General features: G+C 65.5%; 14 protein-coding genes and 1 riboswitch. Of the genes, 2 read left to right on the top strand and 12 right to left on the bottom strand.

Going from position 1 to position 17,976, the window contains the following annotated elements:
• Window positions 1-5: 5 nt before the first annotated feature.
• From F9K07_RS18960 to F9K07_RS18935, 6 genes are all read right to left on the bottom strand, one after another.
• Window positions 6-1,070 carry a PilW family protein gene (locus F9K07_RS18960; protein ID WP_159594905.1) on the bottom strand — a complete coding sequence of 355 codons (1,065 nt, stop codon included), beginning with the start codon at window positions 1,068-1,070 and terminating at the stop codon, window positions 6-8.
• An 8-nt stretch (window positions 1,071-1,078) separates the two neighbouring features.
• The gene (pilV, locus tag F9K07_RS18955; protein ID WP_159594904.1) at window positions 1,079-1,708 is read right to left on the bottom strand and encodes a type IV pilus modification protein PilV; all 630 of its coding nucleotides are present in this window, start codon (window positions 1,706-1,708) and stop codon (window positions 1,079-1,081) included.
• 12 nt (window positions 1,709-1,720) lie between these two features.
• On the bottom strand, window positions 1,721-2,275 hold the full coding sequence (locus F9K07_RS18950; protein ID WP_159597004.1) for a GspH/FimT family pseudopilin: 555 nt from the start codon (window positions 2,273-2,275) through the stop codon (window positions 1,721-1,723).
• 106 nt (window positions 2,276-2,381) lie between these two features.
• The gene (nrdR, locus tag F9K07_RS18945; RefSeq protein ID WP_159594903.1) at window positions 2,382-2,831 is read right to left on the bottom strand and encodes a transcriptional regulator NrdR; all 450 of its coding nucleotides are present in this window, start codon (window positions 2,829-2,831) and stop codon (window positions 2,382-2,384) included.
• 22 nt (window positions 2,832-2,853) lie between these two features.
• Complete coding sequence (gene glyA / locus F9K07_RS18940) at window positions 2,854-4,098, bottom strand: serine hydroxymethyltransferase (protein ID WP_159594902.1); 1,245 nt, start codon at window positions 4,096-4,098, stop codon at window positions 2,854-2,856.
• 36 nt (window positions 4,099-4,134) lie between these two features.
• Window positions 4,135-4,313, bottom strand: a riboswitch (ZMP/ZTP riboswitch).
• Window positions 4,314-4,345: 32 nt separating this feature from the next.
• Window positions 4,346-5,224: a lytic transglycosylase domain-containing protein gene (locus tag F9K07_RS18935; RefSeq protein ID WP_159594901.1), complete on the bottom strand. Its 879-nt coding sequence runs from the start codon at window positions 5,222-5,224 to the stop codon at window positions 4,346-4,348.
• Window positions 5,225-5,916: 692 nt separating this feature from the next.
• On the opposite strand from F9K07_RS18935, the gene F9K07_RS18930 reads away from it, so the two are divergent.
• The gene (locus F9K07_RS18930; RefSeq protein ID WP_159594900.1) at window positions 5,917-9,630 is read left to right on the top strand and encodes a DUF748 domain-containing protein; all 3,714 of its coding nucleotides are present in this window, start codon (window positions 5,917-5,919) and stop codon (window positions 9,628-9,630) included.
• 94 nt (window positions 9,631-9,724) lie between these two features.
• Complete coding sequence (locus tag F9K07_RS18925) at window positions 9,725-12,451, top strand: DUF349 domain-containing protein (protein WP_159594899.1); 2,727 nt, start codon at window positions 9,725-9,727, stop codon at window positions 12,449-12,451.
• A 22-nt stretch (window positions 12,452-12,473) separates the two neighbouring features.
• Here the strand turns inward: F9K07_RS18925 and F9K07_RS18920 are convergent, their stop codons facing one another.
• Genes F9K07_RS18920 through F9K07_RS18895 form a run of 6 tightly spaced genes read right to left on the bottom strand, consistent with a single transcriptional unit; the run spans window position 12,474 to window position 17,748 of the window.
• The gene (locus F9K07_RS18920) at window positions 12,474-13,331 is read right to left on the bottom strand and encodes a zinc-dependent peptidase (protein WP_159594898.1); all 858 of its coding nucleotides are present in this window, start codon (window positions 13,329-13,331) and stop codon (window positions 12,474-12,476) included.
• Window positions 13,328-14,161 carry a UDP-2,3-diacylglucosamine diphosphatase gene (locus tag F9K07_RS18915; RefSeq protein WP_159594897.1) on the bottom strand — a complete coding sequence of 278 codons (834 nt, stop codon included), beginning with the start codon at window positions 14,159-14,161 and terminating at the stop codon, window positions 13,328-13,330. Before F9K07_RS18915 ends, F9K07_RS18920 begins: the two co-directional genes overlap by 4 nt.
• A 29-nt stretch (window positions 14,162-14,190) precedes the next feature.
• Window positions 14,191-14,697 carry a peptidylprolyl isomerase gene (locus F9K07_RS18910; RefSeq protein WP_159594896.1) on the bottom strand — a complete coding sequence of 169 codons (507 nt, stop codon included), beginning with the start codon at window positions 14,695-14,697 and terminating at the stop codon, window positions 14,191-14,193.
• A gap of 2 nt (window positions 14,698-14,699) precedes the next feature.
• Window positions 14,700-15,299 carry a peptidylprolyl isomerase gene (locus tag F9K07_RS18905; RefSeq protein ID WP_159594895.1) on the bottom strand — a complete coding sequence of 200 codons (600 nt, stop codon included), beginning with the start codon at window positions 15,297-15,299 and terminating at the stop codon, window positions 14,700-14,702.
• Window positions 15,299-16,726 carry a L,D-transpeptidase family protein gene (locus F9K07_RS18900; RefSeq protein WP_236581328.1) on the bottom strand — a complete coding sequence of 476 codons (1,428 nt, stop codon included), beginning with the start codon at window positions 16,724-16,726 and terminating at the stop codon, window positions 15,299-15,301. Before F9K07_RS18900 ends, F9K07_RS18905 begins: the two co-directional genes overlap by 1 nt.
• A gap of 59 nt (window positions 16,727-16,785) precedes the next feature.
• A complete protein-coding gene (locus tag F9K07_RS18895) occupies window positions 16,786-17,748 on the bottom strand; it encodes a nuclear transport factor 2 family protein (RefSeq protein ID WP_201451590.1) in 963 nt (320 codons plus the stop codon).
• Window positions 17,749-17,976 lie beyond the last annotated feature (228 nt).

The raw sequence follows: 17,976 nt of genomic DNA, 5'->3' as shown, positions 1-17,976 counted from the left end.
GCTGCTCAGAAAGGGGTGGCGAATACGGTGTTGCGCAGCGACACCACGGCGGTGTAGCGCTTCCACAGGCGGTTGTCGCCCGCTGCGCGGGCCAGGTTGGCATCGAAGACGCCATCTGCATTGCGTGTGCAGGTGGGGCGGGTCGGCTGCAGAGCGACGGTGCCTTGGGCTGCCGCACCACTGGTGACGGGCGTGGCCGAGACAATGCAGATCTCGACGGCGGTCACGCCTGCCCAGCCCTGTGGATTGGCGACGTCGCTCACCGCGGCGGCATTGACGTAGCGCTGCTGCCCGCCGCCCGCGGCCGTTGGGTTGAGCGGGTCCCCCGGCGCTGCCAGCTGATAGCGCAACACGAACTCTTCCACGCCACTGGCAATGGGCTGCGCGCCTGCGGCACCGGATCCTTCGCAATTCATTTGAGACACTGCGCCGGCCGCCACGGCGGGCGCTGAGTACCGGTTGACCACCATGACCTGCCCGGCGGGCGGTGTCTGTTGCAAACAATCGAGGCCGTCCCCGGTGGCGGCGTTGGCCGGTTGCAGGCTGTTGGGCAGATTGGCGGCACTGGCCGGCACGCCTTGGTAGGCAATTTGCAAGGTGTGCCGCGTGGCGCTGGCGGTTCCGCAGGCCATTGCGGCCGGTGGAGGGGAGGTCAGGATGGTGTTGGGCGCGCTGGTCATGGCCCCGTCGCAACCGAATATCGGTGCCAGGCCATCGAAGAAGCGACTGATCGGTGACACGATGGCCGGTGCGGTGCCTCCCACTGCACGGATGTACATGTTGCTCTGAGGACCTGGCGCGAACAGGGATGCGGCTCTGGCGTTGTTGGCGTTGATCGGGTTCAGGTCGAACATGTCGACATACCCTGCAAGCGTCAGGTCGTGCTTGAGCATCCGCACGGCGTTGTGAGCCGGATCGTCGAGTTCGGCCAGATTCTCGCGCTGGCGCGTCATGTTGGTGGTGTTGAGATAGGCGGTTGCCACGGCAATCAGAATCACTAGGCCAATGGTGATGCTGATCAGGAGCTCGATGAGCGACAAGCCCTGTTGGCGCTTTGAGGGGGTGTGCATGTTCATGGTCATGGCGTTACCCAAAGATTGAGGCACCGGATTCCAGGAACCTGGTCGCCAGGGCAACCCGCATCGACGGCTTCGGCTGCCGCTTGCCCTGGATCGTTTTGGGTCGCTGCCTCTGCTTTCTCGCGCCACATCACCACCACGCGGCGCGCGTTGGGTTCGGTGACACCACCGGCGGCAACCGCAAACAACGATCCGCGACCACCGGGCAGTTCCCGGGCCAGGGACTGTCGCCACTCGCGCAGGTCGCGCTGCGCAGCTTGTGCGGCCGTGCACACCGCTTGATCTGCCAGTCCGCATTCGGGATCGTCCGGCAGCGCGCCGTTATCGGGATCGGCTTCTGTGTAGCCGTCTTCAGCCAGATAGGCGGTCTCTGGCGCGGCGGCTGCTGCGGTCAGATTCGCGAAGCGCAGGTTCGCATTGTTCACGCGCATCTTTTCGATGATGAAGTCTGCCTGGCCCAGCGCCTGCGCCCGAACCGACGAAGTCAGTTGGTACCGGGTCGACGCCAATTGAAGGCCGGCGGCACCCAGCAGGCCCACGGCGACGACCAGAAGTGTGATCAGCACCTCGATCAGCGATGCACCTTTTTCCTGGAGTGGCGGAGTGAATGGGGTGTCGTGTGTGAACATGTCCGGCGTCGATCAGTTGCAGGTACTGGGGCTCGTCACAGTGATCCGCGCCGATCGATTGATCGTCACCTCGCGAGACATGCTGTTGTAGGCCGCATCGGTCGGGCATACGCGCAATGTGTTGCCCACGAACGCCGCAGCAGGTTGGCCGTTGGGGAGGAAGGTGACCGCTTGGCTGGCCAGCGCGTTGTCGGTAAAGGTCGTCGTGACGCGAGGACGGCCGGGCGTGTCCTGAAGCAGCGTTGGGTTGGCGTTGTCTGCCAAGCCCACAAAAACCACCCAGCCACTTTCAAGGCCGCTGTTGGTGCAAGCCGTTCCAGTGGAGCTTGGGCATACCGTGACCGGCGCGTTCTGGCGCACGGCCTCGGTTCTGGCGAAATAGACCGACAGCGTGTAGTCGTTCACCACGGCGCGAATGGCATTGCGCGCTTGCAAGGATTGCCAGCCGGGCAATGCCAACATGGCCAAAATCGCCACGAGCGCGACCACGACCATCAACTCGACCAAAGTGAATCCCGAGTGACGACGTAGATGCAAGCGGAAGACGGCTTGGCGCGAACTTGGCATCGCCCAAGTCTGCCGGTTACACCTGCTAACGTTGAGGCGATCCGATAAGTGACAAAGGCGGCGCGACAAACGGGCTGGGGTATGCTTTCGATTTAATGTATTCCCGTCAGCGCCGGACTTCGTCCACCAAAGCTCTGAACTCGTCAATGTCTTCGAAACTTCGGTAGACACTGGCAAACCGGATGTAGGCGACCTTGTCGAGCTTCTTGAGTTCCCGCATGACCATTTCGCCCAGCCTCGTGGCCGGCACTTCCCGGGCTCCTAGATTGAGGAGTTTTTCTTCAATTCGCTCGATGGCGGCATCGACCTGCTCGGTGCTGACGGGGCGTTTGCGCAAGGCCAGCGCAAACGAGGCCCGCAGCTTGCCTGGAACATAGTCCATCCGGCGGCCGTCTTTTTTGACCACAGCCGGAAAACTGACTTCCGGGCGCTCGTATGTCGTGAAGCGCTTTTCGCAATGGCCACACTGGCGGCGGCGGCGAATGAAATCCGCATCTTCCGAAATGCGGGTCTCCACGACCTGGGTTTCCAGGTGACCGCAGAAAGGGCACTTCATGGCCGGATGCCGCCCGATTCGGTCACTTGTAGACCGGGAAGCGCGCCGTCAGCGCATTGACCTTGGCTCGAACCGCTTCGATATTGGCCGGATCGCGGGGGGTGTCGAGCACGTCGGCAATCAGGTTGGCGGTCAGTCGCGCCTCTTCATCCCTGAAGCCCCGCGTGGTCATCGCTGGTGTGCCAATGCGCACACCGCTCGTGACCATGGGCTTTTCCGGATCGTTCGGGATGGCATTCTTGTTGATGGTCATGTGGGCACTGCCCAGCACGGCTTCCGCTTCTTTCCCGGTGATGCCCTTGGCCCGCAGGTCGACCAGCATGACATGGCTTTCCGTGCGGCCACTGACGATGCGCAGGCCGCGCGACGTCAGAGTTTCGGCGACGATGCTGGCATTTGTCAAAACTTGCTGTTGGTATGCGGTGAATTCGGGGGAGAGCGCCTCTTTGAACGCAACGGCCTTGGCTGCGATCACGTGCATCAAAGGACCTCCTTGGAGGCCCGGGAAGATGGCGCTGTTGATGGCCTTCTCATGCTGGGCCTTCATCAGGATGATGCCGCCACGAGGGCCGCGCAGGCTCTTGTGGGTGGTGGAGGTGACGACGTCGGCATGCGGCACCGGATTGGGGTAGACCCCTGCCGCAATCAGGCCCGCATAGTGCGCCATATCGACCATGAAGATCGCGCCGACGTCTTTGGCCACTTTGGCGAAGCGTTCGAAATCGATGCGCAGGCTGTAGGCCGAGGCGCCCGCGATGATGAGTTTGGGCTTGGTTTCATGGGCTTTGCGCTCCATGGCCTCGTAGTCGATCTCTTCCTTCTCGTTCAGGCCGTAAGACACGACGTTGAACCACTTGCCACTCATATTGAGTGCCATGCCGTGCGTGAGGTGACCACCTTCGGCCAGGCTCATGCCCATGATGGTGTCGCCGGGTTTGAGGAAGGCCAGGAAGACGGCCTCGTTGGCGGAGGCGCCGCAGTGTGCCTGTACGTTGGCAGCCTCGGCACCGAAGAGCTGCTTGACACGGTCGATGGCGAGCTGCTCGGCGACGTCGACGAACTCGCAGCCACCGTAGTAGCGCTTGCCTGGATAGCCTTCGGCGTATTTGTTCGTGAGTTGCGTGCCTTGGGCCGCCATGACCGCTGGCGACGCATAGTTTTCGCTGGCAATCAGCTCGATGTGGTGTTCCTGGCGCGCATTTTCGGCCTGGATCGCGGCGAACAGTTCTGGGTCGGTTTGCTCAATGAGAATGTTGCGGTCGTACATGGCAGTCCTTCAAGACGTGGATCCTTGCGTGGTGACAAGGGCTGCCCAGGCGAACGGCTGAACACCCCAACCTATTGGTGGGGGCGGCACGCTTCCCAGTGGTTGTCCCTGTAGTTCGATCGCGGATCGTTCAGGGGGGCCACGTCAGCGGCTGCCACCCAGTCGCAGCGGGTGCGGATGGGGGAGCGCGCCTATCGCCAGTCGCGTACCGACCTAGTTTAGCCGACGTCGCGGCACCTTCCGGCGCTCAGGACTGTGTGAGCGGGGTGCCCGCAGGTGTGGTGGCCGGCGCCAGCGCTTCCGCATCCGGTGTGGCGTTGGGTGCGGCCGGTGCCACCACCGGTATGGGCGCAGCGGGTGGGGGCGCATAGCGCTGCATGGGCTTGCCGAGGGCGACGCTTTGGATACGCAAGTGCTCGGCCATTACCTTGTTGATGTAGCCACTTCCATCGTGCGAGACAGCGCCAACGTACAAGCGCAGGCCGCCTTCAACCGACCCGGCACGGGCAATGGCGTCTTGCAGCACCTTGGCGCCCACGCGTAGGTTGGAGACGGGGTCGAACGCCGCGAGTTGACCGCCGAAGTCGTTGTATTTTTCGGTGTGCACACGGGTGAGGACTTGCATGAGACCTTGTGCGCCCACGGGACTTTGCGCGAAGGGGTTGAATCGAGACTCGATCGCCATGACCGCCAGGATCAGCGTGGGGTCCAGCTTGGCTTTTTCGCCAATTTCGAAGGCCTCGGCCACCAGCACGCTCAGAGGTTCTGGGGCCACGCGGTACTTGCGGCTGAGCCAGAAGGTCACATTGGCTTGCTGCTTGGGCAGGCTGGCGGGTTGCGCCGCGGTCACGCGATCGACCGCCGTGGGCTCGGCGGCGTAAAGGGCGGAGGCATTGGCTGCTTCCTGCCGTTCCAAAAGCCAACCCAGCAGCCGTTCTTCGGTGCTCTCGCGCAGGTCCGCACGCGCACTCAGCGTGATCACGGCCACCGCCAGCAAGGTGCCCAGCAGGGCCAGACCGTTGTGGGTAATGTCGAAGAAGCCTTGGTAGGCATCACCTACCGCGGTTTTGAGAGATGCTACGGCACCTGTGGTGCTCTGGGGTGGCCTGTCGTTGTGCGCAGTCATCTGATCGCTCCTTTCTGCGTCGACTGGGTGCGTGGGGGCACGGTCGACTGGATTGGTCGCCATCGACGGCCCAATCTGCGGGAGAGCGGTCGAGTTAGCCTGTGGGGCAGCGGTTAGGGTTCCCCCGGGGGAGGGCAAAAACTGGCGCATCCTATGGATTTATTAATATCAAGTCAATGTTTAAGAATCAATTTTAAATTCTAAAAAGTAATTTAAAAGGCCGTGCGTGGGCTTTGGTAGCGGCAACGGCAGTGAAGACAAGGCGTTCTGGCGGACGCGAAGGTCCGACCGTTTATCGGTTTTTACCCACCTTTCACGTTCCAAAACACCATCTTGGTCTCGCCGAATGACCCGTGTGGATGCGATAAAAAATCTCCATGGAAGATGGCTTCTGCTGTCTTGTGCCGCCCTGGCAAGGGGAGTAACCTGCAGTTGCCTGTCGGAAGACTGGCATCCGCTGACGACGCGGTGATCCGCAAGTCGGCAACCCACGGGAGCAATCTCTTGCTTCCAGGCTGGAGAGACATCCAACTCCCTCCGCCAAAACCGACGGCAAGTGCACTATTGCCCGCCGTCAACCCCGGCAAGCCACGCTTGCCGGGGTTTCTTTTTTCCGGTCTTCATGGAGGAGCCGCCCGCCGCTGTTTAGAGTTCGGCGACACTCCTGGCATACGTTGGCCTCCGACCGCAAGATGAACGTCCTTTTTTCCAAACTGCCCCGATCCCGATGGGGGCGGCGCCTTTTGTGGGCGCTTGCGTGTCTTTTGCTGCTCTGGTTGGTGACGTGGGTAGGCATGCCCCCCTTATTGAAGTGGCAGTTGGAGAAGCAGGCGACGGCCGCGCTGGGGCGCAATGTGACGGTGGGCCGGGTCGACTTCCGCCCCTGGTCGCTCGAAGTCGCTGTCGAGGAGTTGCGCGTTGCCACTGCGGACGGCGCGGGTGAGCAGTTTTCGCTCGGGCGCTTCTACGTCGACGCCGAGCTGCAATCGCTGTTTCGGCTTGCGCCGGTGATCAATGCTCTGGTGCTGGAGCATCCGCGGGCAAAGGTTCGGCACTTGGGCAATGGGCGGTACGACATCGACGATGTTCTGCTTCGCTTGCGTCCGAAGGACGACGAGCCTCCTTCGGATCCGATGCGGTTTGCCTTCTTCAATATAGAGTTGTCGGACGGCGAGCTGGCGTTTGTGGACGACGACGTCGGTGCGACACACGAGCTGCAAAAGTTGTCGGTAGGCATCCCCTTCCTGAGCAATCTGCCTTCTCGTGCCGAAGTGGTGACCAAGCCTTTGCTGGCTTTCGAACTCAATGGCAGTGCGTTCGATTCGAAGGCGAGCACGACGCCGTTTGCCCAGACGCGTGAGACGGACGCCAGTTTGTCCATTCCGTCGTTGAACCTGGCGCCCTATCTGCCGTATTGGCCGGCGGTCTGGCCTATCAAACCCGAAGCAGGTGTGCTGCACCTGGCACTCAACGTCGGCTTCGAACAGCGGGACACGCCGCGCCTTGCGCTGTCGGGCACCGCCGCGCTCTCGGATCTGCGTGTGGTTGAAAAGCTGGGCGCCTCGGACACGGTCGACCTGTTGGCCTGGGAGCGCCTTGACCTGGTGTTGAACCGGGTGGAGCCCCTGGCAGGGGTGGTAGATCTGGCCTCTGTTGAATTGAAGGCGCCGGTGGTGTCTCTCGCGCGCGATGCCGCGGGTGTGCTGAACCTGCAGCGGGTGGCCCAGGCCTGGGCCGGAAAAGCAGGTGGCGCAGCCACCGCGCCAGCCAACGATGCGCTCAAGGCGCCTGCGGCCAATGGCAGTGCGGGTCCGCGGTGGAACGTCAGTGTCGCCAGCGTGAAGCTCCATGGTGGGACGGTGCGCTGGAGCGATGCGTCGGTGAAGCCGGCGGCGCAACTGGCGTTGGAGGCTTTGGACGTGCAGATGCAGGCGCTCGCCTGGCCGATGAAGGCGCCGGTGCCGTTCGAGGTGTCCGCGCGGCTGGGAGAAACGCCGCTGACGCTCAAGGGGAGCGCGACCGATGCCGAGGCGACGGCGCAGCTTGCGTTGGCGCCGCTGCCGTTGTCCACGTTCGCACCCTACGTCGCCAGCGTGCTCGAGCCGGAGGTGGCTGGGCAACTGGCCGCTGACCTGCGGGTGGACTGGCGCGCTGCCCAGGGTGAGCAGCCGATGGGTCTGAAGGTGGGCGTCTCTCGCATGGACCTGGAGGAGGCCCGTCTGGGCCCCCGTCGCCAGCCCCTGGCCAGTTGGGGTGCGCTGAACGTGCAGGACGTGCAGCTGGATCTCGCGGCGAATACCGTCATGGTGGGCAAGACGGTGCTGGCCCGGCCGCAGGTACGCGTGCAGCGTGACAAGGAAGGCCGCTGGATGGTGGACCGCTGGATCAAGAAGGCGTCCCATGCGCCTGCTGCCGAGCCGGACCCGAATAAGCGGGCCGAGCCGTCGCCCTGGAAAGTGACCTTGGCCGACGTGCAGGTCGACGGCGGCGCGGTGTCGCTGGACGATCTTGCGGCGTCCCGGCCCGTTCACCTGGATCTGAGCCAGCTCAAGCTGCAGCTCAAGAACCTCCAGCCGCTGGCCACCACGCAGCCAGACATGCCCGTGGCGCTGCAGTTGCGCATGGGGGCCTCCAAGGGCAACCGGGTCGAGCCCGGGCGCGTGTCGCTCAATGGCACGCTGCGATTGCCGGGCTCGGGCCAGCGCGATGCCGACAGCTTGCGCACCAAGCTCACCGTGCAAGCCGATCGACTGCCGCTCCACGCGCTGGAGCCTTATTTCGGGGACCGCCTGAACCTGGACCTGTTGCGAGCGGACACCAGCTACCGCGGCACGGTCGAGGCGGCGCTGCCGCCGGCAGGCCTGAGACTGGCGGTCGCCGGCAACGTGGCGCTGGACGATTTCGCGGCCAACACCGCGTCGCCCGCCGAGGACCTGTTGGCCTGGAAATCCTTGCAGATTCGCGGCCTCCAGTTGGCGATGGCGCCGGGAGTGGTCACGCGCGTCGCGGTGGCTGAAACGGTGCTCAGCGACTACTTTGCGCGGGTCATCATCGACGAGACCGGGCGCATCAACTTGCAAAACCTGGTGAAGCACGACGAGCAAGCGCAGGCGCCCGCCAGCGGCAGCGCCCCACCACCCAGCACCCCTGCAGCCGCCCCGACGCCTGCTCCGGTCGCCAAGGCTGAAGGCCTACCCAACCCGGATATTCGTTTCGGTCCGATCAGCCTGGTCAACGGCCGCGTGCTGTTCTCCGATCGCTTCATCAAGCCGAACTACTCCGCCAACCTGAGCGAACTCACTGGCCGCCTGAGCGCGTTCGCCAGCGTGCCGCCGGGTGGCGCGCCACAGATGGCGGATCTGACCCTGCGCGGACGCGCCGAGGGCACGGCTGCATTGGAAATCGACGGCAAGCTCAACCCGCTGGCGCAGCCGCTGGCGCTGGACATTCAGGCCCGTGTGAGCAACCTCGAGTTGCCGCCCTTGTCGCCCTACACCGTGAAGTACGCGGGCTATGGCATCGAGCGCGGCAAGCTCAGCATGAACGTGGCCTACAAGATCGAGCCCGATGGCCAGCTCACGGCGAGCAACCAGATCATCCTGAACCAGCTCAGCTTCGGGGACCGCGTAGCGACCAGCGAAGCGCCCAGCCTGCCGGTGAAGCTGGCGGTGGCCCTGCTCGCCGATCGCAACGGCGTGATCGACATCAACCTGCCGGTCAGCGGTTCGCTCAACGACCCGCAATTCAAACTGGCGCCGCTGATCTTTCGGCTCATCTTCAATTTGATCGGCAAGGCCATTACCTCGCCGTTCGCCTTGATCGGCAGTGCTTTCGCAGGCGGGGGCGAAGAAATGAGCCAGGTTGCCTTCGACCCCGGCAGCAAGGTGCTGGGCACCGAGAGCCGGCAGCGCCTGGACGCGGTGGCCAAGGCGCTGGCGGATCGGCCGGCGTTGCAGGTCACCGTGGTGGGTCACAGCGACCTGGAAGCCGAACGCAGCGGCTACCAGCGCGCCCGCCTCGACGAGCTTGTGCTGGCCGAGAAGCGGCGGCAGGCGGCGCGCAATGGGGGAAGCTCCAGTGTCGGCGAAACCCTGGCCGTCACGCCTGCAGAGTACCCAGCCTTGCTCAAGGAGGTCTACAAGCGTGCCGACATCCCCAAGCCGCGCAACGTGATTGGCCTGGCCAAGGACATCCCGCAAAGCGAGATGGAGGCGCTGCTGCTGGCCTCGATTCCCGTGACCGCCGATGCCATGCGCGAGCTCGCCGTGGCCCGTGGCGTGGTGGTGAAGGACTACCTGGCCAGTCGCCAGTTGCCGGAGGACCGCATGTTCATGGGGGCGCCCCAACTGACCCGCCAGGGCGAGAAGTGGCGTCCGCAGGCCGAACTCAAGCTCGCACCGCGCTGAACGGGGTCCGTTCTTCTGTCCTCCAACTGCGGCGACAATACGCGTCCGTCGCGCCGATGCGGCGCCGACCCGAATTGACCTTGTTGCATTTTTCATGTCGCTGTTTTCCCTGCGCAAAACCCCGTCCCCGTCCAACGCTTCCGAATCTGCCGTGAACACGCCTACCTCTCCCAAGCCGGCCAGTCCGAACGCCGCCCACCCTCTGGACGCCGTGACCGGCGGTGCGTTTTCTGCCTCCACGTCGGGCGAACGCGCCGCGCGCATCCGCGAGTGGCTCAACACCGAGCCGTCGCTGGAGCAGATGAACGAAGTGTTCAAGGAGCTCTCGCACCGCGACCGTGGCGCTGCCAAACCGCTGAAGGAGAAGCTGGACGAACTCAAGCGGCAGAAGTCGCAGGAGCAGATCGCGGTGGAATGGGCGCAGAAGGCGCAGACCCTGATCGGCCAGTCGCGCCTGAACCTGGCCGACGCATTGGCCTGGCAGCGCGATGCGGCGCGTGCCGGTGCGCCGCTCTCGCGTGAACCCTTGGCGACCTTGCGCCAGCAGCTGGCCGAACGCGTCAAGGCGATCGAAGACTTGCAGCACCAGGTTCAGGTCGAGCGCGAAGCGGCGGTGCTGATCGCACAGCGCATCGAGGTGCTGTCGACCAAACCGTGGCGCGATGCGCAGCAGATCGCCGAGACGCTGCGCGCCGACGTGGGCCAGTGGCAGCAGCAGGCCAGCGCCTTGTCGCAAGATCCGCAGTGGCCCAGCGTGGATGTGAAGTTCCCGCCGATGCTGGACGCGTCGCTCCAACAGCTGCAACTGGTGTGGGAGGCCTTCGACGCCGCCCTGGCACAGACGGTGGCAGCCGATGCCGATGCCCAGGCGCCGTTGCCCGCCGTGCCCGTGTGGGCCGACGAGCTGCGCGCCGCGCGCGGCCAGGAGGTGAGCGCGCCGGCGGAGAAGTCGCCACAGGACGCCCAGGCCCAGCAGGAAAAGCGCGCGCGTCTGGCGGCGGAGCTCGATCAGGCGCTGAGCGTGCTGGAGCGCGAACTGGCCGAGGGCCATGGCAAGGCCACGCCCAAGGCCGCTGGTGACGTGCGCGCGCTGCTCAAGGGCCTGGGGCGCCATGTGCCGGCCGCGCTCGATGCGCGGGCCCAGGCCGCCTTGGCGCAGGCGGGCGAGCTCGAGGGGTGGCAGCGTTGGCGCGCCGACCAATTGCGCGAAGAACTGGTGGCCAAGGCCGAGGCCTTGTTGAAAGCGCCGGAAGGCCAGCGCCTGGGCGGTCGCAAGATGCAGGAAACCCTGCGCAGCCTGCGCGACCAGTGGAAGGCCACCGACCAGGGCGGCCAGCCCAACCACGCGCTCTGGAAGCGCTTCGACGAAGCCTGCACCGAAGCCCACAAACTGGTGGAGGCCTGGCTGGTCCAGGTGCGCCAGCAGGGCGAGGCGCACAAGGCACAGCGCCTGGCGATCATCGAGGAGCTCAAGGCCTGGACACTGGCCCACGCCGAGAGCACCGACTGGAAGGCCCAGGTGCGCGAGTTGCACGCGTTCTCGGAGCGTTGGCGCGAAGCCGGTCACCTGAGCGAGAAAGCCTTTGCCGAGATCCAGCCGGTCTGGAAGGACGCGATGCACAAGGCCCACGGGCCGTTGGAAGGTGCCCAGGCGCAGAGCACGGCGCGCCGCAAGGCGCTGATCGAGGAAGCCACCGCGCTGGGCGCCGCGCCCACGCTGCGCATCGATGCCGTCAAGGCGCTGCAGCAGCGCTGGCAGGCCGAGGCACATGCGGTTCCCCTGGAGCGCAAGCACGAGCAAAAGCTGTGGGAGGCCTTCCGCCAACCGATCGACGAGGCCTTTGCGCGCAAGAGCAGCGAGCGGGAAAAGGCCGCGAGCACGGTGAACGCGCACGATCAACGGGTGCTGGACGCTTCGCGTGCGCTGGAAGCCGCAAGCGCCAGCGGCGACGCCCAGCGCATCCGCGCGGCCATGACGGAGTTGGAAATGGCGCTGGCCGGACAGGCCTCCGCAGCTGCACCCGCGCCTGCGCCTGCGCCACAGACCGCGCCCGCTGAGGATGTGCCGGCGGCCGACCCGTCCGAACCGGCCGAACAGGCCGCCAGTGAGAACGCCTTGGCAGAAGAGGGCGCTGCGCCACCGGCTGTAGCGCCTGCCAAACCCGCCGCTCCGCCCAAGAAGGTGGTGGCGGTGCGGGGCGACGATCGACCGGGTATGAAGAAGGCCGAACCGGCCGCGCGCGATGGCCGCCGCAGCGAACGCCCCGATGGCCGGCGCGACGGTGCGCCGGGCCGCTCCGATGCGCGTGGTGGCCGTGGCGTCGATGCCCGTGGTTGGCGCGAGGAGCGAGAACCGCGCGGCCCGCGTCTGGGCGATGCGGCTTTCCGTGCCCAACGCCAGGCTATTGAGGCGGCCCAGGCCAGCCTGCGCAAGCTCGCGGCCCAGGCACACGGCGAAGTGCTGACGCAGCTGATGAGTGCCTGGCAGCAACGCGATGCGCAGCAACTGCCGACCGCGCAGGCGTTGGGTGGGCGCGTGAACGCCACGAACCGCTCGGCTTGGTCGTCGGCCTTGTCCAAGCCTGCGGCGCCTTTGGCGGACGAAACCCTGTTGCGGCTCGAGATGGCTGCAGATGTGCCCACGCCGGCCGAGCACTTGAGCGAACGCCGCATGTTGCAACTGCAGTTGCTCACGCGTCGCCATGCGGCCTCACCCGCCGAGACCTGGGTGGACGATGTGGCCGCGGTGCTGGCATCCAGCCACGACGCAGCGGCTGAACGCCGTTTGCAGAACGCGTTGAAGGCCTTGCTCAAGCGCTGAGCGCGGGGCCTTCATCAGGGCCTCAGGGCCTGGCGCGGTCAGGATCGAAGAAGCCGTCGTACAGAGGCACGAGTTCGGGAAACTCGGCTTCGAACCGGGGCCGGTTGACGAAGTAGGCCTCGCAGGTCACCGCAAAGAACTCGGCCGCGTCCTTGGCCGCGTAGTCGTCGAGCCAGGGAGCCTCGCCGCCAAAACGCTCTGCCATCGCCACCGCTTCGCAGAAGCGGTCGTAGTTGGCCTGCATGGTCCGTTGCCAGAGGTCGCGTGCCGCCACGGCGCTGCGCGTGCCCATGAAGCCCGACGGCAAGGGCGGTGCGCCATCGGGTGCATCGCCGACCTGCATGTCGTGCATGTCGAGCTTGTGCACGAATTCGTGGATCACGACGTTGTGTCCTTGCGGCGCGCGGTCTGCGGCATGTTCCACGTCTTCCCAGCTCAGCATGAGGGGGCCACCGTCCATGGCTTCGCCAGCGAGCACTTCGTCGTAGTGGTGCACCACGCCCGCGCGGTCCATGGTCTTGCGCCGCGCCACCACGGCGCCGGGTTGCACCACGATGCCGACGAAGTCGCCGTACCAGTCCAGCAGCTTCAGCGGGTCTTTCGTGGGACCGCCCCACACCCCGCGCATGAACAGCAGGGGCCGGCAGGCCTGGGCGGCAATGGCCAGGGCCATGCGGTCGGTCACCACCAGGCCGTTGGCGCCATGGAACTCCTTCTCCATGAGGAAGTGGGTGCACAGCGCACGCAGACGCTGCAGGGCGGGCGCATCGAGGGCCCGCAGAAACGGATGGTTCGCGAGTGTGTCGAGCCACAGCGCGTCGGGAATGGATGGGGGGCGGCGCAGCGAACGGGGCAGCCAGCGTTGAAGCCAATCGATCATGGGGTGGGTTCTGAGGCCAGCGGCAGGCGCCGAAGGCCTTGGGCATCGAGGCGCAGCACCTCGGCCCGGGGTGGGGCGGCGCGCAGGTCCCAGTCGCTGAGCACCACGCGCTGCAGTCCACCCTCGCCGAGTGCGTGGGTCGCCGGTCGGTGCGTGTGGCCGTGGATCAGGGTGTGCGCGTCGGCGCGCTGCAACCAGTCACGTGCGGCGGCGGTATCGACATCGGCCCACAGGTTCGGATCGTGGCCGGTACTGCGTTTGCGCGCTTCGCTTTGCGTGCGCATGTCGCGTGCGATGCCTTCGCGCCGTGCCAGGGGCTGTGCCAGGAAGGAGCGCTGCCATTCGGGTGTGCGCACCTGGGCGCGAAAACGCATGTAGTCGGTGTCGGCCAGGCAGAGTTCGTCACCGTGGCTGAGCAGCCAGCGCTGTCCGAGAAAAGCCAGCACCGTGGGGTCGCTCAGTCCGTGCATGCCACAGGCATTGAGCGCTGCGGGGCCGAGCAGGAAGTCGCGGTTGCCGTGCAGGAAGTACACCGGCGTATGGGCGCTGAATGCGTGCAGCTCGGCGGCGCAGGCGCGCCAGAAAAGGGGTTCTGCCGATGTGGTGGCGTGGGCGCTCAGCACATCGTCGCCGATCCATACCTCGAACAGGTCGCCCAGGATGAACAGCGCATCGCCGCGCTGCGACGCCGGGCTGCGCAGATAGCGCGTCCAGGTGTCGAAGGTCTCGGGTTCGCCCGACTGCAGATGCAGGTCGGACATGAAATCGACCGCTTGCCAACCCGCGGGAGCGATGAGGTCGGCGAAGCGGTCTGTGTGGGCTGTGGTCATGGCGAGCCGGGGCGGTGCCGCCCCGGCCATTACAGCGCGACGGCTTTTTCGATCACGACGTCGTTCTTGGGCACGTCGTCGTGGAAGCCCTTGCGGCCGGTGGGCAGACCTTCGATCGCCTTCACGATCTCGGCACCCGAGACCACCTTGCCGAAGACGGCGTAGCCCCAGCCTTGTGCGCTGGGCGCGGTGTGGTTGAGGAAACCGTTGTTGGAGACGTTGATGAAGAACTGCGCGGTGGCCGAGTGCGGGTCGCTGGTGCGCGCCATGGCCACGGTGTAGGTGTCGTTCTTCAGACCGTTGTTGGCCTCGTTGTTGATCGGTGCGTCCGTGGGCTTTTGCGTCATGCCCGGCTCGAAGCCGCCACCTTGCACCATGAAGCCCGGGATGACGCGGTGGAACACGGTGTTGTTGTAATGGCCCTTGTTGACGTAGGCGAGGAAGTTGTTGGTGGACAGCGGCGCTTTCTCGGCGTCGAGTTCCAGGGTGATCACACCGTGATCGGTGATGTGCAGTTCGACTTTGGGGTTGGCCATGTTCATTTCTCCAGGGTGGCTTTGAGGATGGTGATGGGGGTCTTGGGGACGTTCTGGTGCATGCCTTGGTCGCCCACGGGCACGGCGCGGATCTTGTCGAGCACGTCCAGTCCGGCGACAACCTTGCCGAACACGGTGTAGCCATGGCCATCGGGCTTGGGCGCGTTCAGGTTGTCGTTGTTCACGGTGTTGATGAAGAACTGCGACGTGGCCGAGTGCGGGTTCGAGGTGCGGGCCATGGCGATGGCGCCACGGTCGTTTTTCAGGCCGTTGTTGGCTTCCAGGGGAATCGGTGCGCGTGTGGGCTTCTGTTTGAGGTCGGCGGTGAAGCCGCCGCCTTGCACCATGAAGTCGCTGATGACGCGGTGGAACACCGTGCCTTCGTAGTGTTTGTCCTTCACGTATTGCAGAAAGTTTTCAACCGTTTTCGGGGCCTTGTCGGGATAGACCTCGACCACGATGTCGCCGGCCGACGTCGTGAGTTTCACGCGTGGTGCGGCGCTTTGTGCGTGGGCGCCCAGGGGCAGCAGGGCGGCGCTGGCAGCGACGGCCAGGCAAAGGGCCACGGCACGGCGGCGCGAGAGGAAGGCAAGCGGTGTCATCAGATGGTTCCTTCAAAAAAGATCGACCAGCGGTCCTGCTCGCGAACCCAGTACTGGCGTTTGGTGACGCCACGGCTCTGGCCCGCGGCGACTTCGCCAAAGGTCACGACCAGGGTGTCGTCCTGGTCTTGCCAGCGCAAGACGGACAGGTCCTTGATGTGCAGTCCACGGGCCTTGTTGGCGCGAAGTTCGTCTTCGATTTTCGGCCACCATTGGTCCAGGCTGCGGCCCTGGTGGGCGAAGCGGCTGGAGTAGAAACGCTTGAGCCCGGACAGATCGCCATCGCCACGTGCGCGGCGCCAGTCTTCGAGCACGGATTCGAATTGTTCGCGATCGGCCGTCAGCGCCTCGGGCTGCACCCACTGGAGCGAGGACGCGATCACCACCGGCGTGGTGCGGATGCGCACCGTGGCCAACACACGTTCGAGGTCGGGATTGGACAGCACCACACAGCCATCCGACGCTTGCGGCGCGCGCACGAACTGGTCGCTCGGCGTGCCATGCAGCCAGATGCCGCTGCCGGTTTTCCCGCGCTGCACGTCGAGCGGATTGGGGTAGTTGATGGGCAGTGCGCCCACCCCGTAGAGATCGGGCAGATCGGCCGGGTTGAGGTTGCTGGTGATGTAGTAGACGCCCAGCGGTGTTCGCTTGTCGCCTTCGACGTTCTTCTCGATGCCCGACAGCCCCACCGAAATGTAGAAGTCGGCCAGCAGCTTGAGCTTGGGCGCACGGTCGGCACCGTTGGCGCCACGTTCCGGGTTCAGGTTCTCGAACAGGTACAGCCGGGAGCGGGATGCGTCGATGGCAATGGCGTGGCGACTCTGGGACGAGAGCGTGAGGAACTGCTGGGGGACGCTGCCTTCGGGTGGTCGTTCGGTGAGCGCTTGCAACCGGCGGCGCGACTCTTCGCGCAAGGCGTCCAGTTGCGCAGCGGCTGCCATTGCCGTGGTGTCGGGCACATCGCCCCATTGGCGCAGCGGCCGGGTTTGCAGACTCAGCAGATCGCCGAGCACGAGGTGCGCCAGCTGAAAATTGGGGTGCGCCTGCACCAAGGCTTCGGCTTGCTGGAGCGCCTCTCGGTGCCGGGCTTGCCCGATGAGTTGGTAGATCTCGATCAGGCGCGCTTCGGCCTGTCCCATTCGATGGCGCGATGCCTCCAACTGGTCCGAGGTGAGGTGCACGGGCGTCAGGCCCGATGCAGGCGTGGACAGGCTGCCGATACTGCGGCTTGCCTCCTGCACACGGGCCATCGCGCTGGCGATCAGCGTGGTGGGGGCTGACGTCGTGGTCGTGCCCGTGAGGGTGTCGCGCTGTTCGCGCGCGCCATGCCGCAGTGACACCACCACCAAAGCCGCCAGCGCCAACGCTGCCACCGCGACGAAGATCCGTGGCCGAGGCACTGTGCGGCGACCCAAGCCCGCTGCCATGCCGGGGAACTCGGTCGAGAGGCTGGCGTGGCCCCGCTGAGCGAACCGCCGACCTGCCATCAAGAACCCGTCGATTCCCGAACGATCAGCCAACGGTTGCCGCTGCGCACCAGGTCCAGCGTCTTGCGGCTGGTGACGTTCAGGGTGTCGGAGGTGTAGGCCTGGCGAAAGCGCGCGGTGGCCTTGTCGCCGTTGGTGGTGACGCTCAGCTCGCTGACGTCCACGCCGATGCGCGAGCGCGGTTCGATGCGCGAGCGCCGTTCGGCTTCCCAGGCCGAGCGGGCCTGACCACCCGGCGGTGTGAAGGTGGGGCCGTAAGCACCCAGATAGGCGGACATGTTCCTGGAGGACCACGCCTTGGCCCAGGCAGTGACCGCGGCTTCCACGTCGTTCTGTGCCGTGGCGTCGGTGGCCGGTGCCGGGGACGCCGGTGCGACAGGGGCCGCAGCCGGCTTGCTCGCCGCGGGTGCGGCCGCCGGCGCGCTCGGAGTGGCGGTGTTGGCTGCCACAGCGGCGGCTGCAGGTCGCGCTCCACGCGTGTCCGGCGCGAACAGGCTGCGGATCAGGCTGAGCTTGGGTGGCACCCCTGCGTTGCCTGCGTCGAGCTGCAAGGCCTTGCTGTAGGCCTGGCTGGCCAGCTTGGCATACACGTCGCCCAGGTTTTCGTGGGCGGTGGCATAGCTCGGGTTGGTGCGGATCGCCATTTCGAGCGCGGCACGCGCCTTGTCGAACTGGCTTTGCCCCGCATAGAGCACGGCCAGGTTGTTGTAGGGCTCGGGCAGCTCGGGATAGTCCTCGGTGAGCTTGGTGAAGGTGGTGATCGCGTCGGAAGACTTGCCGCTTTCGGTCTGGATCACACCCTTGAGGAAGCGCATTTGCGGATCACGCGGCTTGCTGCTCAGGTGCTGATCGGCCTTCGCCAAGGCATCGCTGAGTTGGCCTGCCCGCACCAGCCGGTTGACCTCGGCGTACTCGTCGCCTTGAGCCCACGCAAGCGTGCCGCACAGACCCAGCGCCACCATGATGGCCAGGGCCAGGCGATGGGCCTGTCGAGACAAGGGGGCAGAGCGGGCGGGGCGGTGGAGGCTGGCTTGTGGATTCACGGCTTGGGGCATGGGACCTCGGAAGCGAGCCTGGGCATCTTGTGGAACTGAAGATGGCGCCAGTGGTGCGTTGATCGGGTGACCGAAGACCGGCTGAGCCGCGCCCTCGGGCTGGATATACTGGCGGATTGTATCTGAGGGGTCCCG

Origin of the sequence: Hydrogenophaga sp. BPS33, from assembly GCF_009859475.1 — a bacterium.
In the GTDB taxonomy this organism is placed as follows: Bacteria; Pseudomonadota; Gammaproteobacteria; order Burkholderiales; family Burkholderiaceae_C; genus Hydrogenophaga.
This window is presented reverse-complemented; position numbering and strand designations above follow the sequence as displayed.